At 70.6% G+C, this 14,292-nt stretch carries 14 protein-coding genes and 1 tRNA gene; 9 read left to right on the forward strand and 6 right to left on the reverse strand.

Features of this window, described 5'->3' with window-relative positions:
• Positions 1 to 106 precede the first annotated feature (106 nt).
• The 4 genes from ABZ477_RS14235 to galU all read right to left on the reverse strand — a co-directional run bounded on the left by ABZ477_RS14235 (position 107) and on the right by galU (position 2,773).
• Positions 107 to 179: transfer RNA gene (locus tag ABZ477_RS14235), tRNA-Ala, on the reverse strand.
• Between the two features lie 60 nt (positions 180 to 239).
• Positions 240 to 1,136, reverse strand: a complete 897-nt coding sequence (locus ABZ477_RS14240) for a large exoprotein (RefSeq protein ID WP_360134223.1) — start codon at positions 1,134 to 1,136, stop codon at positions 240 to 242.
• Between the two features lie 86 nt (positions 1,137 to 1,222).
• The gene (locus tag ABZ477_RS14245) at positions 1,223 to 1,852 is read right to left on the reverse strand and encodes a GNAT family protein (RefSeq protein WP_360134226.1); all 630 of its coding nucleotides are present in this window, start codon (positions 1,850 to 1,852) and stop codon (positions 1,223 to 1,225) included.
• 33 nt (positions 1,853 to 1,885) lie between these two features.
• Complete coding sequence (gene galU / locus ABZ477_RS14250) at positions 1,886 to 2,773, reverse strand: UTP--glucose-1-phosphate uridylyltransferase GalU (RefSeq protein WP_360134229.1); 888 nt, start codon at positions 2,771 to 2,773, stop codon at positions 1,886 to 1,888.
• An 83-nt stretch (positions 2,774 to 2,856) separates the two neighbouring features.
• Between galU and ABZ477_RS14255 the strand changes: the two genes are divergently transcribed.
• Genes ABZ477_RS14255 through mscL form a run of 3 tightly spaced genes read left to right on the forward strand, consistent with a single transcriptional unit; the run spans position 2,857 to position 4,267 of the window.
• Positions 2,857 to 3,453 carry a 5-formyltetrahydrofolate cyclo-ligase gene (locus ABZ477_RS14255; protein WP_360134232.1) on the forward strand — a complete coding sequence of 199 codons (597 nt, stop codon included), beginning with the start codon at positions 2,857 to 2,859 and terminating at the stop codon, positions 3,451 to 3,453.
• Positions 3,454 to 3,493: 40 nt separating this feature from the next.
• Positions 3,494 to 3,808, forward strand: a complete 315-nt coding sequence (locus tag ABZ477_RS14260; RefSeq protein WP_360134235.1) for an FmdB family zinc ribbon protein — start codon at positions 3,494 to 3,496, stop codon at positions 3,806 to 3,808.
• 33 nt (positions 3,809 to 3,841) lie between these two features.
• Positions 3,842 to 4,267, forward strand: coding sequence for a large conductance mechanosensitive channel protein MscL (gene mscL, locus ABZ477_RS14265; RefSeq protein ID WP_360134238.1), 426 nt, complete (start codon positions 3,842 to 3,844; stop codon positions 4,265 to 4,267).
• Positions 4,268 to 4,483: 216 nt separating this feature from the next.
• Here the strand turns inward: mscL and ABZ477_RS14270 are convergent, their stop codons facing one another.
• A complete protein-coding gene (locus tag ABZ477_RS14270) occupies positions 4,484 to 8,182 on the reverse strand; it encodes an AAA family ATPase (protein WP_360134241.1) in 3,699 nt (1,232 codons plus the stop codon).
• Between the two features lie 203 nt (positions 8,183 to 8,385).
• On the opposite strand from ABZ477_RS14270, the gene ABZ477_RS14275 reads away from it, so the two are divergent.
• The 3 genes from ABZ477_RS14275 to ABZ477_RS14285 all read left to right on the forward strand — a co-directional run bounded on the left by ABZ477_RS14275 (position 8,386) and on the right by ABZ477_RS14285 (position 10,334).
• A complete protein-coding gene (locus ABZ477_RS14275) occupies positions 8,386 to 8,895 on the forward strand; it encodes a methylated-DNA--[protein]-cysteine S-methyltransferase (RefSeq protein ID WP_360134244.1) in 510 nt (169 codons plus the stop codon).
• A gap of 119 nt (positions 8,896 to 9,014) precedes the next feature.
• Positions 9,015 to 9,872, forward strand: a complete 858-nt coding sequence (locus tag ABZ477_RS14280) for a LuxR C-terminal-related transcriptional regulator (protein WP_360134247.1) — start codon at positions 9,015 to 9,017, stop codon at positions 9,870 to 9,872.
• Between the two features lie 99 nt (positions 9,873 to 9,971).
• Positions 9,972 to 10,334 carry an Lsr2 family protein gene (locus ABZ477_RS14285; RefSeq protein ID WP_360134250.1) on the forward strand — a complete coding sequence of 121 codons (363 nt, stop codon included), beginning with the start codon at positions 9,972 to 9,974 and terminating at the stop codon, positions 10,332 to 10,334.
• A 34-nt stretch (positions 10,335 to 10,368) separates the two neighbouring features.
• Here the strand turns inward: ABZ477_RS14285 and ABZ477_RS14290 are convergent, their stop codons facing one another.
• Positions 10,369 to 10,632 carry a hypothetical protein gene (locus ABZ477_RS14290; RefSeq protein ID WP_360134253.1) on the reverse strand — a complete coding sequence of 88 codons (264 nt, stop codon included), beginning with the start codon at positions 10,630 to 10,632 and terminating at the stop codon, positions 10,369 to 10,371.
• A 211-nt stretch (positions 10,633 to 10,843) separates the two neighbouring features.
• Here ABZ477_RS14290 and ABZ477_RS14295 point away from each other — a divergent pair, with 211 nt between their 5' ends.
• From ABZ477_RS14295 to ABZ477_RS14305, 3 genes are read left to right on the forward strand one after another with little or no spacing between them, the layout of a single operon-like run.
• Complete coding sequence (locus ABZ477_RS14295) at positions 10,844 to 12,223, forward strand: extracellular solute-binding protein (protein ID WP_360134256.1); 1,380 nt, start codon at positions 10,844 to 10,846, stop codon at positions 12,221 to 12,223.
• Between the two features lie 5 nt (positions 12,224 to 12,228).
• Entirely contained in the window at positions 12,229 to 13,203 is a 975-nt protein-coding gene (locus tag ABZ477_RS14300) for a sugar ABC transporter permease (RefSeq protein WP_360134553.1), read from the forward strand.
• Complete coding sequence (locus ABZ477_RS14305) at positions 13,200 to 14,171, forward strand: carbohydrate ABC transporter permease (RefSeq protein WP_360134259.1); 972 nt, start codon at positions 13,200 to 13,202, stop codon at positions 14,169 to 14,171. The genes ABZ477_RS14300 and ABZ477_RS14305 overlap by 4 nt, the downstream gene beginning before the upstream one ends.
• The last annotated feature ends 121 nt before the right edge of the window (positions 14,172 to 14,292 follow it).

Consider the following 14,292-nt stretch of genomic DNA (forward strand, 5'->3'; position numbering starts at 1 on the left):
TCGGCTTCGTGACGAAGGGCGAAGGGGGAGCGCGCCGCGGAGCCGGCTCGACAGGAAAGCGGAACCCCCGGTCAGAAAGAACTTCTGACCGGGGGTTCCGGTTCCGTGGACCTGAGGGGAATCGAACCCCTGACCTCCTCGATGCGAACGAGGCGCGCTACCAACTGCGCTACAGGCCCGTGAACCTCAGTTACAGTAGCACGCCCGCGGAGAGACTCCGAATCGGGCGGCGGCCGTGCTCATCCACCCGCCGCGCGGCGCTCGAGGAGCCGCCGGACGTGGTCTTCGATCTCGGCGTCGTCGACGTATCCCATGCGCGAGAACTCGCCCTCGGCAGCGCGCGAGCGCCGCGCCGCCGCGATCGACGGAGGCTGCTCGGCCTCGGTCCTCGCGCGCATCGCCTCTTCCAGGGCCGCCTCGCGGAGGGCCTGACGCGCATCGACGACGTCGAGCACTGCGGCGGCGCGCGAGCCCGCCGACGCCGTGAGCGGACGGGGCAGCTCACGCGGCGCCCAGGCCCGCTCCTCCGGCGTGAGCTCGACGTCCTGAACGGTCGCGTGGGCGCGGACCGCGGCATCCTCAACTCGCTCGTGACGCACGGCGTGACGGCTCACGACCCCCATGCGGCGCAGGAGGCCGACGCATACGGCGAGCAGGCCCAGCCCGCTCGCCAGGAGCACCCATCCTCCGGCGGCGACAGCATCCCACGAGCCCCACGCGATGAGCCCGAGGGCGATGGTCGCGATCGTCGTCGTGAGGAGCCTCGCCCGGCGGCGAGCACGTGCGCGGCGCGCGGCGGGGAGGTCGCGGGCGACGGCGAGGGCCTGACGCGCCTCCTCGAGTCCCGCGAGGTCCAGCTCGGCCTGCGTGCGCTTGGCGAGCTCTTCGCGCTCGGCGAGAGCGCGGCGCGCGAGCTTCTGCTGCGCGAGCGCCGTCCGGGCGTTGAGCTCGAGATGGACCTCCTCCGGCGTCTCGCTCGTCTCGGCGAGCACGCGGAGTGCCTGATTGAGCCGCACGGCGTTGCGCTCGGCCGCGTCGTACTGACGACGGCTCGCCAGGGTCGGCAGGAGGTACACGAGCCACAGCAGGGCGGCGACCAGGACGATGACTCCCCCGCCCAGCACCTGCCCACCCATGGATCAACGGTAAGCGCGAGGGATGCCGAGACCCGGCCATCCGTGCGCGTGTCGCCGCCTTGGTCCCGACGGGCGGAAGCCCGGCGTCAGGCGTGCAGGCGATCCGCGGGCGGGATCGTCGCCGCATCCTGGGGTGCGCGCCCCTGGACCCAGCGCTCGAGGACGCCCTCAGGGACTTCCTCCCGCACGAGCGCGAAGGCGTAGTGGTCGCGCCAGTCGCCGTCGATATGGATGAACCGCCGCCGGAGCCCCTCGTAGCGGAAGCCCAGCTTCTCCACCACCCGCAGACTCGCCCGGTTCTCGGGCCGGATGCAGATCTCCATGCGGTGCAGCCGCAGCTCGTGGAAGCAGATGTCGGTCGCCATCGCGACGGCGGTCGGCGTGATGCCGCGGCCCGCGAAGCGCTCACTCACCCAGTAGCCGATCGTCGCCGACGCAAGCGAGCCGCGGGCGATGCCCCACACATTGAGCTGGCCGGCGATCTCGCCGTCGTACTCCATTACGAACGGCACGCCGGCTCCGTCGCGGTACTGCTGGAGCAGGCGACGGATGCCGAGCCGCATGTCGAACGAGACCGGGCCGTCGGGGCTCGTGGCCTCCCACGGCCGCAGCCACGAGCGGTTGCTCAGCAGCTCCTGCTGCAGCACCCGGGCGTCGCGCTGCCGGACGAGCCGGATCGACACCAGCCCATGCCTGCGGGGAGCGGTCAGGTCCACGAACCCCCCTCAGCCGAGCGGCTCACCGTGCTGTCACAGCGTGGCCGCGAACTCCTTGAACCAGGGTCGCAGCTCCGGGCCGAGATCCTCGCGATCGGCCGCGAGCTGCACGATGGCCTTGATGTAGTCCACCCTATCGCCGGTGTCGTAGCGGCGACCCCGGAAGACCACTCCGTACACGCCGGGACCTTCCGGGTCGGCCGCGAGCTCCTGCAGCGCGTCTGTGAGCTGGATCTCGCCGCCCTTGCCGGGCTGCGTGCGCTCCAGGATGTCGAAGACGGCGGGGCTCAGGACGTAGCGGCCGATCACGGCAAGGTTCGACGGCGCGTCCTCGGCCTTGGGCTTCTCGACGAGGCCCGTGACCTTGACGATGTCTTCCCGGTCCGTCGCCTCGACGGCGGCAGCGCCGTACATGTGGATGTGGTCTGGGTCGACCTCCATGAGTGCGATGACCGCGGCGCCCGTACGCTCGTGCTCCTCGAGCATCGTCGTGAGCAGCGCGTCGCGCTCGTCGATGAGGTCGTCGCCCAGCAGGACCGCGAACGGGTGGTCGCCGACGTGCGAGCGGGCGCGCAGCACGGCGTGGCCGAGGCCCTTCGGCTCACCCTGACGGACGAAGTGGATGTCGGCGAGGTCGCTGGACTGCTGAACCTTGGCGAGCTTGTCGTGGTCGCCCTTGCGCTCCAGGTTGCTCTCGAGCTCGGGAACCGAGTCGAAGTGGTTGGAGAGGTTGTTCTTGTTGCGGCCGATGATGATGAGGATGTCCTGGATGCCGGCCTGCGTCGCCTCCTCGACGACGTACTGGATCGCCGGCTTGTCGACGACGGGCAGCATCTCCTTCGGCATCGCCTTCGTGGCGGGAAGGAAGCGCGTGCCGAGTCCGGCGGCGGGGATGACCGCCTTGAAGGGCTTATGAGGCATTCCTCGATCCTACTTGGGGGGCCCGGACAGCCTTCGGTCCTTGCCGAATCCCGCGAGACGTGTCCACGCCTACAATCGAGACCATGTCCGACGCCATCGCCGACGCCAAGCGCGCCCTGCGCGCCGAGCTGCGCGAGCGCAGGCAGTGCCTCTCCGAGTCGCAGCGGGATGCCGCATCCCGTGGTGTCAAGGAGCAGCTCGACGGCCTCGTGGATCGCGTCGGCGCGCGCTCGATCTCGTGCTTCCTCTCGACGACGACCGAGCCGGGCACGCGCGCCTTCGTCGAGGGCGCGGTCGCGCGCGGCATCCGGGTCCTCCTCCCGATCACCCGCACAGACGGCCTGCTCGACTGGGCGGTCGCCACCCCCGACCTCGACATCACGGAGGGGATGTTCGGACTCCCCGAGCCCGTCGGCGAGCTGCTGGGCCCCATCGCGGTCAACGGCGTCGACCTCCTCGTGATCCCGGCCGCCGCCGTCGACGGCACCGGGATGCGCCTCGGCTGGGGCCGCGGCTTCTTCGACAAGACGCTCGGCTCGATGGAGCGCTGCCCGCCCGTGTACGCCGTGGTCTACGACAGCGAGATCCTCGACGAGGTCCCCTGGGACCTGCACGACCAGCCGGTCACGGGTGTCGTGACGCCCACCAAGACCCTCGTGCTCGCGCCGTCCCGGCGCTGAGGCGCGATCGAACGATCCGAGAGAACGACAGACAACGACCATGCCCACCTACGCCTACGCCTGCAAGCAGTGCGGCCACCGCTTCGACGCCGTCCAGTCCTTCGCCGAGCCCGCGCTCACGGAGTGCCCCGAGTGCGGCGGACCGCTGCGCAAGGAGTACGGCTCGATCGGTGTGACGTTCAACGGCTCGGGCTTCTACCGCACCGACTCGCGATCGGGCGGCTCGGGCTCGGCGGCCTCGTCGGACTCGAAGGCCTCGTCGGGCTCGTCGGGCTCGTCGGGTGGAGACTCGTCGTCATCTTCGACAGGATCGAAGTCCGAGGCGAAAGCCTCGCCCGCAGCGACGGGTTCCTGACCGGCGGAAGCCGGCGACTGTGAGGGGCATCACATGATCAAAGGCTTCAAGGAGTTCATCCTCCGCGGCAACGTCATCGACCTCGCGGTCGCCGTGGTCATCGGCGCCGCGTTCACGGGCGTCGTCACCGCGATCGTCAACGGTCTCATCAACCCGCTCATCGCGCTCGTGTTCCAGGCGGACTCGCTGGGCGAGGTCGTCATCGGCGTCCCGAACGTGCGCGGCGGCACGACCGACTTCGCGATCGGGCTCATCCTCGCGGCCCTCATCAACTTCGTCGCCGTCGCGATCGTCGTCTACTTCGTCTTCGTCTACCCGATGAACCGTCTCAAGGAGCGCCAGGAGGCCCGCAAGAACATCGGCGAGCCCGAGGACGAGCCGGTTCCCGCGGAGCAGGCCCTCCTCACCGAGATCCGCGACCTCCTCGCGAACCAGTCGCCGCCCGCTCCCCGACCCTGAGTGCCACCCGCGAGCCCGCAAAGCCCGCGCCCTCAGTAATGCGGGGGGACGTCCTGGCGCATGCGGTCGTCGTTCGGTCCGGCGGTGGGGGCGGATGCTGCTCCCGCCGCGTCATCCGGGCTCTCATCAGCCGGCACGGGCTCATCCGACGTGCCGGGGGCAGGGGTCAGCTTCGCGCGGCGAGCGCCCGGGACCCGCTGGACCCTCTGGCGATCCTCACTCGATGACATCGAACGGCTGGGTGTCGGTGTCGGCCGTCACCGCTTCGGGAGCCACGCCGAGCAGCCCCGCGATCTTGGACGCGACGCCCGCGGGGTCGCTGTACAGGTCGAACGCGTGCACGCGCACGTAGTGCCAGCCGAGCCGCCGGAGGATCTGCGGGCGGAGGCGGAGCGACTCGCGGAGCGACTCCCCCACCGTCTCCGGATCGATCTCGGCGACGACCGCCTTGCCGTCGTACTGCGCGACGAGCGGGAGCAGCCCGCGGTAGTGCACGTCGACCGAGACGCCGAGGGCGCGCAGCTCGTGCGCGAGCGCGCGGGTCAGCGGGTCGGCGAGGTCCTCGAGCCGCGCTTCACGCGAGCGCGCCGCGATCCCGCCGAGGATCGACATGAGCGTCGCCGCACCGAAGTCCAGGCGCCCGTCGTCGAAGGCGGACGGCCGGATCGACGACACGATGACCATCGAGCGGCGGGCGCGCGTCATCCCCACCGTCAGGAGTCGGTCTCCGTCGGGGGTCGAGAGGTCGCCGAAGTCGCTCAGCACACGCCCGTGGCGCGTCAGGCCGAACCCGAGCGAGAAGATGACGCGGTCGCGACTCTCGGCGACCGACTCCTCGAGCGTCAGCACGGCGAAGGGCTCGGCCGTGTCGCGCGACACGAAGTCGGCGACATCCGCCCTTCCGGCGAAAGCCGTCTCGACGGCGGCGCGGACGCGCTCGGCGTGCTTCGCGCTCGCCGTCACGACCATGAGCGATTCGGACGCGCGGTTGATCGCGTGCTCGACGACGAGCGTCACGACGCGGTTGACCTCGGCGTCGGGGCTCTCGACGGCGCCCGTCACGGGGTCGGGCGCCCCGACGCCGCCTTCGACGTAGTCCACGCCGAGGCTCCCGCGTCCGAGGTACGAGCCCGCCCACGGCAGCGAGACCAGCTCCCCGCCGTAGAAGGCGTCGTTGACGAGCCGGGCCAGGTCCTCGCCGCCGGCGCGGTAGCTCCGGGTCAGCGTCTCGACCGGCAGGAGCTCCGCGAGCCGTTCGAACACGCTCGTGCCGTCGAAGGGCTCCTCGTCCTCGGCTTCGGGGCGCGCCGGTCCCGCGGCGACGCGGAAGGGCGTCGGCTTCTGCGTCACGGGGTCGCCGAACGCGACGACCTGGCGCGCGCGGCGCAGAGCCGGCGCGGCCTCCGCGAGGCACAGGGCGCCGGCATCCGCGATCACGACGACGTCGAACGCGGGGGTGTCCGGAATCGCCGGCACGTCGTACGGCGTCGCGAGCCACACCGGTGCGAGCGTGCGCAGGAGCGTGGGCGCCGTGCGCGTGAGCTCCGCAGGGTCGGCGACGCCCTCCTTCAGCGCGCGCTTGAGCGCCGCGGCTTCACCGGGCTGATCGACGATCCCGATGCGCCATTGCGTCGCCAGCTGCGCCGCGAGGAGAGGTCCGGATGCCGCGGCATGGGCCTCGTCGACGAGCCGGAAGTCCCGCTCGAGCCGGTCGACGACGGCCGTGTTCGCACCGAGGAGCGCCTTGTCGGTGCGCAGGAGATGCTCCAGCGCGGACTGCCACCACGCGTACTCGAGCTCGTCGCCCACGCGGTCCTCGGGGACGTGCCGCACAGACAGCTCGGTGAGGAGATGCTCGAGGCCGAGGCCCGCCAGCTCCGTGCGCAGCGCGGCGCGTTCGACGAGGTTGTCGAACACGTCGGACTTCGCGGCGAGGCCCGCGAGGGTCCGGACGAGCTCGGGCACAGGCAGCGTCGCCAGGCGGTCGGCTTCGGAGCGCCCGAGGATGCGGTCCAGCTCCCTGAGGTCGGCCTCGACGCGCTGCCAGGCGACGTGGACGTCGCCCAGACCCAGCGGCACCTCCGGCGCGACGCCGACGTCGACGTGCCGCTGCCACTCCGTGCGCTGCTGCTGCACGCGCAGGAGCCCCTCGTGCATGTCGGCGATGTGCACACCGGGGCGCACGTACTCTCGCGACAGTCGGCGCAGGTGCCGACGACGCGTGCCGCTGAGCTCGGGAGAGTCCCGGCGCGGGCCGTGCGCCTGGATGAGCTCGCCGAGCGGACGTTCGAAGACGGTCGGGCTGAACCGGTCGAGCGAGTCGCGGATCCCCTGCAGCAGTCGCAGATAGGCCCCGAGCTCCGTGATCGTGCGGAACGGCCGCATGCGCGTCTGGCCGATGAGCTCGTACGCGCGCTCGAGCAGGGCCGGAAGGTCGCGACGGTGCAGGGACCCCGCGAGGCCGTGCGCCGCCCGCGCCTGCTCCGTCGTCGCGAAGGTCACGCCGTACCAGGGCGATTCACCCGGCCCGACGCGGAACTCGCCGAGCCGGGCCGCGGCGGCGAGCTTGGCCGCGGCATCCGCTCGGCCCTTCGCGAGCGCCTGCAGCGTCGGCAGGACGAAGCGCGCCGCGGTCTCCAGCGACGGGACCCGCGCCTGAAGCGTCGCGAGCGAGCGGAGGATGTCGAGCATCGAGACGCCGAGCGACGCGTGACGGCGCGTGACCGCGCCCCGGTATTCGCGCAGTACGCCTCGCAGCCGCACGAGGGCGTCGTCGATGTCGGAGACCTTGGGCTGCTCGGCCTTCTCGTTGCGCGTGATGGCGCGGATGAGGTCACGCTGCAGATCGCGCGGAGTGACGGCGAGCCCCGACAGGCCGATGCTCGCGAGCCGGTGCCGGACGCCCTCGAGCGTCGAGCGGCGGGCGCTCACGACGAGGACGCGCTTGCCGTCCTTGACGAGCGCGCCGAGCGTGTTGATGACCGTCTGCGTCCCGCCCGTGCCGGGCAGCGTGTGCACGACGAGCGACTGGCCGCCCGCGATGCGCGCGAGGACCCGCTCCTGCTCGGCATCGGCGTCCAGCAGGAGCAGATCGGATGCCGGGGCCCGCTCGTCCGGGTTCGTCGGCGTGGGCGCCTCGCGGCGGATCGTCAGGGTGTCGCGGTCGTCGGCATGGCCCGCGAGGGCGTTGAGGATCGTGTGGTCCAGATCCACGGCGTCCCGCTCCATGGGCCCGCCCACGTCCGCGAAGCTCGAGACGACGAGCCGCGCCTTGACGGTGAACGAGTCGATCTGCGCCGTCAGCGCGCGGAGGTGGTCGATGACGGGCTGCGGCTTGAACACGCCGCCGTCCGAGGCGAGCGCGGCGAGCGCGGCTCCGTCGACCTCGATGCCGAAGTGCGTGCGCAGGGCGCGGACGAGCTCGGGGTTGACGCTGAACGTCCCGTGCAGCTTGAGCTCGAAGTCCGCCTGGTGCCGCCGGATCGCGAGGGGGCGCAGCAGGACGGGGGCCGTGCACTCCAGGCCGCCGATCCGCCACGAGGCGAGCGCGACGCCGAGCCGGATGGCGTCCAGCCCGCGAGCCGTGCGCAGCTCGACGTTCTTCGCGGTGAGCCGCTCGGCCGCGATCCGCGCGGAGCGCAGCACGACCTCGTCGCGGAAGAGGTTGGACAGCAGCGTCGAGCGCCCTGTGATGAACTGCGGGAGACTGCCCGGGTGGGCCTGCGTGATCTCGATGCCGGCGTCGCCGGGGTCGGCGTAGTGGAGCAGGGTCGAGCGACCGCCGAGGTGCGCGATCTCGCGGCGCAGCCTGTCGCGCTCCGGCTCGGCGATGTGCACGACCGTCACCCCCGGCTCGGACAGACCCAGGTCTGCTGGGGTCACGAGTGCCGCGGGCACTTGGTCTTCCGCGCCCATCACGGCGCTTCCTTCTGCTCGCCACACACCAGCCAGCGTATGCGGCGCCCGTGCAGGAGAAGGGATGCCGGTCCGAGTTTCGCGGGATTGCCGACACGCCGGATGACCAGCCTTTCCTCCCCAGCCCCCGGTTCGGGGCCGTGTTCCGCCGTGTCCACTCCCCTCCCGACCGCGGCCGCCGGAGCGCGGCGAGGATGGATCGCATGACCGACATCTCGTTCCGCGTCCACCCCTCGCCGATCGGAGACATCCTGATCGTGGCGGGTTCCGAGGGCATCGTGACGCTCCACCCGTTCGACGGCCCCCTCGATGCCGAACTCGCCCGCATCGCCCTGCAGCTGCACGCCGTCCCCGTTCCCGACGACGACGCCGGCGGCGACATCGACGTCCAGCTCGACGAGTACTTCGATGGTGAGCGCCGCGATTTCGACGTCGAGCTCGACTGGCGCCTCGTCGCGGGCTTCCGCCGGTCGGCGCTCGAGGCTGTGCGCGACATCCCGTACGGCGAGACCGCAGGCTACGGCGAGGTCGCGATCTCGGCGGGCAGCCCCGGCGCCGCACGCGCCGTCGGCACCGCGTGCGCCACGACGCCCTTCTCGATCATCGTCCCCGTGCACCGCGTCGTCCGGTCCGACGGGTCGCTGGGCGAGTACGGCGGACACCCGGAGGTCAAGCGCTACCTCCTGGACCTCGAGCGCGCCGCGGACGAGTAGGCCGTCCGTGCGCACGCGCCCCGGCCGGATCCACTCCGGTCGGGGCGCATCTTCGCGGTGGTAGGGTCGACGCTTACGATTCGCGGCGGCGGCGCCGTCCACCCGGAAGCAGGTGGTGCATGGTGGCACCCGGGGGCTCGGACTCCGACATCCGGCTCATCGCACGCGCCGTGAGCGATCTCGCCCGCCGCAGCCGGTTCCCCGTTGTCTTCGGCGGGCTCGTGCGCGACGGCGCGGTGCACGTCAGCGCCATCGCGGGGGCGCGCACGCGCAGCCTCGAGGGACTCGTCGTGGAGGCTGGTCGCGGCCTCGGCGGGCGGGCGTTCGTCGAGCGCCGGCCCCGTCTCGCCGTGGACTACCGGTCGGCGCGCGGGATCACGCACGACTATGACGGCGCCGTGCTGGGCGAGGGCATCGCGACCCTCTTCGCGGCACCCGTCGTGGTGGGCCAGCGGGCTCGCGGCGTCGTCTACTGCGGCTCGTGGTCCGCGTCACCCGTCGGCGAGTCCGTCGTGACGCCCGCCCTGCGGGTCGCCGAAGAGCTCGCCATCGAGCTGCGTGTGCGCGACGAGGTCGACCGGCGCCTCCGCGCACTGCCTCCCACGGACCCGGACACGATGCCCGCCGCGGCACGCGACGAGCTTCGCGAGAGCTACGCCGAAGTGCGCAGCATCGCCGCGTCGACGGACGACCCCGTGCTGCGCGCGCGCCTCGCGAAGCTCGAGCGCCGCCTCGCCTCGCTGTCGGAATCCGGAGGACAGCCCCCCGGCGTCCGGCTCGACATCCGCCTCTCACCGCGCGAGCTCGACGTGCTCGCATGCGCCGCGCTCGGCGCGACCAACGGCGAGATCGCGGCGAATCTCACTCTGCGGGAGGCGACGGTCAAGTCGTATCTGCAATCGGCGATGGCGAAATTGGATGCTTCCACCCGCCATTCCGCCGTGCTCGCGGCGAGGCGCGCCGGACTTCTCCCCTGATCGAATTGAGCGCGGATGAATTCGCGCTCCGGTGATGCGGGAATTGTCGCATCAATTCGCACATAGTCTGCGGCGATAACTGCGGGTATTGTCATTGTCATGGCCCGAAAAATTGTGCACCAGCTCGTCGACGACCTGGACGGAACCGTCCTCGAAGTGGGAGAAGGCGAAACGGTGCTCTTCTCTCTCGACGGCGTCGCCTACGAGATCGATCTGACCGATGCCAACGCGGCCGCTCTGCGCGACGCCGTGGCCGCATACGTCGGCGCCGCGCGAAGGGTCACGGCCGGGCGCGGTCCCCGAGGAGGATCCGCCGCAGCGTCGGACGGCCGCAAGCGCCGTCGCACCGGGCAGCAGGACTACGGCCCGGTCCGCGAGTGGGCGAAGTCGAACGGCTACACCGTCTCCGAGCGCGGCCGGGTGCCGGCATCCGTCCTCGAAGCGTACGAAGCCGCCCACTGACTCGCGCGGACGCCCGCCGCTTCGGCGGCGGGCCTCACACGTAGGATTCCGTCGCGCCCGCAGGGTCCCACGAGTCTCCGACGATCTCGGCCTCGTTGTCGGGGATCGGTACGACCGCGAGCTCGACGCCCGGCGTGAGCATGAGCAGCGCCGGGCGCCGCATTCCTTCGCCGTCGTTGACCTCGAGCCAGTGCACGCCTGCTCGCAGCCCCGATTCGATCTCCCTCTGGAGATCGTCGAGTCGGCGCCCGCCGACGCTGTAGTGCTCTCCGCCGTAGTAGATGTCGATGCGCTTCATGGATATCCCCGCCAGCCGTCACGAGAGACGTTGCCAGATCGCCGCACAGCCCGGAATCCCTTGACAGCCGACCATTCGAACGGTAGCCCGCAGGCTCGCGACTAGGCCCGAGCACCGCCGGTGTCAATCCCCTCGGTGATGTCGTCGGAGCCTTCCTACGTTCACACCACCGCCCGCTTCTTCCATGCGGCGGTGGAGGTGCATCATGCGAATGGGAAAGCGACAGCTCGCCGTCGGTGCGATCGCGTCGGCTGTGGCTCTGGGCGTCACAGGCTGCGCCGTGGGGACGGGTGGAGCCGACGACTCAGGCGCGGAGTACAGCACGGATGCCGAACTCTCCGGCGACCTGTCGGTCATGGGATTCTCGGGCGTGGACGAGGTGGCCACGAGCCGGGTCGACTATGCCGAGGAGCAGCTCGGCGACGTCAACGTCAGCCTGACCGAGGGTGATCTCGATCTGCAGCAGTTCCTCTCGGCTGTCGCGACGGGCAACCCGCCCGACATCGTCTATGCGAGCCGCGACCAGATCGGTTCGCTCGCAGCGCGAGGCGCCATCGTGCCGCTCGACCGCTGCATCGAGGGTGAGGGCATCACGACGGGCGATTTCGTCCCGGCGGCGATCGACCAGGTGACCCTCGAGGACGTCGTGTACGGCATCCCCGAGTTCAACACCGTCCAGCTCACGATGGCCAACGCCGACCTGCTCTCGGAGGCCGGGCTCACGGTCGAGGACGTCAACGGCTCCGACTGGGAGGCTGTCAGCGCCGCGAGCGCCGCGCTCGCGAAGGGCGACGGCGGCGACATCCAGGTGATCGGCTACGACTCCAAGCTGCCCGAGTTCCTCCCGCTGTGGGCCAAGGCGAACGGCGTCGACCTCATCTCGGAGGATGGCAGGACCGCCCAGCTCGACGACCCGAAGGTGCAGGAGGCCCTCGAGTGGGCCGTCTCCATCTACGACGACCAGGGCGGCTTCAGCGCCGTCAAGGCCTACCGCGACTCCGCCGACTTCTTTGGTGAGGGCAACCAGTTCGCGACGGGCGTCCTCGGTGCCATGCCCATGGAGCAGTGGTACGTCAACGTCCTCAACGACGTGTCGACCGATGCCCCCATGGCCTTCGACACCGTGCGCGACCGCTCCGGCAACACGATCGCGTTCGCGTCCGGATCCGCCTGGGCGATCCCCAGCGGCAGCGACAACCCCGAAGCGGCCTGCCGCTTCGCCCGCGCGATGACGTCGATCGATGCGTGGCAAGCCGCGGCCGAAGCCCGCATCGAGGCCCGCAAGGCCGAGGACAAGCCCTTCACGGGCATCCTCACCGGCAACGCGAAGGCCGACGCCATGATCCAGGACATGACGACTTCGGGCGGCGAGCCGTGGGACACGGCCGTCGCGAAGATGTACGAGGCCAACGAGAGCACGTTCGCGATGCCCGCCAACCCGGCCGACGCCGAGTTCAAGCAGGCGCTCTTCGACGCCGTGAACTCGGTGCTGTCCGGCGATGCGACGCCGCAGGACGCTCTCGCGACCGCGCAGGAGAACGCGCAAGCGGCTCTCGACGACGCGTGGAGCTCGCTCGAATCCGAGAAGTGACGACGATGTCGGCCCAGCCCATCACGAAAGAGCCGGCAGCCGTCGCCGCTCCCCCCGCCTCGCGCACCCGCTCGAGGCGGCGGGCGCGGCGGCGCGAGGTCACGGCAGCGATGCTGTTCCTCAGCCCCTGGCTCATCGGCTTCCTCATCTTCACGGCCTGGCCGCTCATCTACAGCGTCTACCTGTCCCTGACGGACTACGACGTCATCAACGACCCGCGGTTCGTCGGGGTCGACAACTACGTCAAGCTCTTCGAGGACCCGAAGATCGCCCTCGCGCTGGGCAACACGCTGTTCTTCACGGCGGTCCAGGTGCCCCTGTACGTCGTGGTCTCGCTCGCGCTCGCCCTGCTGCTCAACCGGGCGGGCCGCAGCGCCGGCTTCTTCCGGACCGTGTTCTTCCTGCCCAAGATGACGCCGCCCGTGGCGGTCGGCATCCTTTTCCTGCTGCTCTTCAACGGCCAGAACGGGCTGTTCAACACCGTGCTCGGCTGGTTCGGGATCAACGGGCCTTCGTGGACGACGGATTCCGCCTGGGTCAAGCCCGGACTGATCATCATGAGTCTCTGGACCATCGGGGCATCCGTCATCATCCTCCTTGCCGCGCTGCAGGCGGTGCCCGAGGAGCTCTACGAGTCGGCGCGGCTGGACGGTGCCGGGTTCTGGAGGCAGTCGTTCTCGGTCACCGTCCCGCTCATCAGCCCGGCGCTGTTCTTCATCATCGTGGTCAACACGATCGCGGGCCTGCAGACGTTCGACGAGGCCTACACCGCGTTCTTCGGCGCGGGGAACACGACCTACAGCAACGACGCCGCCCTGTTCTATGTCATCTACCTGTTCCAGCAGGCGTTCCAGTTCCTCCACATGGGGTACGCGTCGGCGATGGCGTGGGTGCTGTTCCTGCTCATCATGGTCGTGACCGGCATCCAGCTGATCGTGTCGCGACGACTCGTCTACTACGAAGGCGAGGACCGGCGATGACTCGTGTGCTGCCCCCCGAGGTCCCCCACCGCGACGATCCCGTCGATCCGGCACCGAGCGCTCCCGTCTCGACGCTCGCCGCTGACATCGGCGACGGCACGCCGCGCCGGCGCCGCGTCTCGCGTCGCGCCGCGCGCGGCGGTCGCCGCATCCGCCGCATCCTCGTCATCGCGGCGCTCACCGCTCTCGCCGTCGTCTTCGCCTACCCGTTCGTCTGGCTCGTGAGCGCCTCCTTCAAGCCGCGCGGCGAAGTGTTCGACAACAAGCTCATCCCCGAGACGTTCACGTGGGCGAACTACGCGACCGTCTGGCAGGAGGCTCCCCTCGCGCTGTGGCTGTTCAACACGGCGCTCGTGACGGTCCTGGCCGCCACGACGGTGACGCTGTCGAGCTCGATGGTCGCGTGGGCCTTCGCCCACTACCGGTTCCGCGGGCGCGGAGCGCTGTTCGGGCTCGTGCTCGCCACGATGATGCTGCCGGGGGCCGTCACGATGATCCCGACGTTCCTCATCTGGAACGCGCTCGGGTTCGTCGGAACCCTCGTGCCGCTGTGGGCGGGGAACCTCTTCGCGAGCGCGTTCTACGTGTTCCTCCTTCGGCAGTTCATGCTCGGGCTTCCCCCGGATCTGTTCGACGCCGCGAAGGTCGACGGCGCTTCGGAATGGGCCGTCTTCTGGCGCATCGCACTGCCGCTCAGCCGACCGGCACTGGCCGTCACCTTCGTCTTCGAGGTGCAGGCGGTCTGGACCGACCTCATGAGGGCGCTGATCTACCTCCGCGACCGATCGACCTTCACGATCCCGCGCGGTCTCAAATCACTCGTGGACGCGTTCGGCTTCGGCGGCGAGTGGCACTGGGAGATCATCGTGACGGCGAGCGTCATCGCGACGGCGCCGATGATCATCATCTTCTTCCTCGCGCAGAAGCAGATCATCCACGGCATCAGCGCGGGCGGCGTCAAGGGCTGACGCGCGACGCGGGCCGCCTCACGGGCCGACGCGCCCGGCGGGCAGGTCACCTGGGTGACGCGGCCAGCCGCCCGCGTCCAGCGGCGACGCATCCGCCGGGCACCGTTGGGGCCTGACGCCC

The sequence above is a fragment of the Microbacterium sp. NPDC019599 genome, from assembly GCF_040632175.1.
Lineage (GTDB): Bacteria > Actinomycetota > Actinomycetes > Actinomycetales > Microbacteriaceae > Microbacterium.

Excerpts from the sequence above, each read along its gene's own strand:
- ABZ477_RS14240 (WP_360134223.1), bottom strand. The coding sequence starts at position 1,136 with ATGGGTGGGCAGGTGCTGGGCGGGGGAGTCATCGTCCTGGTCGCCGCC.
- ABZ477_RS14280 (WP_360134247.1), top strand. The coding sequence starts at position 9,015 with ATGGTGGCACCCGGGGGCTCGGACTCCGACATCCGGCTCATCGCACGC.
- mscL (WP_360134238.1), top strand. The coding sequence starts at position 3,842 with ATGATCAAAGGCTTCAAGGAGTTCATCCTCCGCGGCAACGTCATCGAC.
- ABZ477_RS14290 (WP_360134253.1), bottom strand. The coding sequence starts at position 10,632 with ATGAAGCGCATCGACATCTACTACGGCGGAGAGCACTACAGCGTCGGC.
- ABZ477_RS14260 (WP_360134235.1), top strand. The coding sequence starts at position 3,494 with ATGCCCACCTACGCCTACGCCTGCAAGCAGTGCGGCCACCGCTTCGAC.
- ABZ477_RS14275 (WP_360134244.1), top strand. The coding sequence starts at position 8,386 with ATGACCGACATCTCGTTCCGCGTCCACCCCTCGCCGATCGGAGACATC.
- ABZ477_RS14270 (WP_360134241.1), bottom strand. The coding sequence starts at position 8,182 with ATGGGCGCGGAAGACCAAGTGCCCGCGGCACTCGTGACCCCAGCAGAC.
- ABZ477_RS14285 (WP_360134250.1), top strand. The coding sequence starts at position 9,972 with ATGGCCCGAAAAATTGTGCACCAGCTCGTCGACGACCTGGACGGAACC.
- galU (WP_360134229.1), bottom strand. The coding sequence starts at position 2,773 with ATGCCTCATAAGCCCTTCAAGGCGGTCATCCCCGCCGCCGGACTCGGC.
- ABZ477_RS14300 (WP_360134553.1), top strand. The coding sequence starts at position 12,229 with ATGTCGGCCCAGCCCATCACGAAAGAGCCGGCAGCCGTCGCCGCTCCC.
- ABZ477_RS14305 (WP_360134259.1), top strand. The coding sequence starts at position 13,200 with ATGACTCGTGTGCTGCCCCCCGAGGTCCCCCACCGCGACGATCCCGTC.
- ABZ477_RS14295 (WP_360134256.1), top strand. The coding sequence starts at position 10,844 with ATGGGAAAGCGACAGCTCGCCGTCGGTGCGATCGCGTCGGCTGTGGCT.
- ABZ477_RS14255 (WP_360134232.1), top strand. The coding sequence starts at position 2,857 with ATGTCCGACGCCATCGCCGACGCCAAGCGCGCCCTGCGCGCCGAGCTG.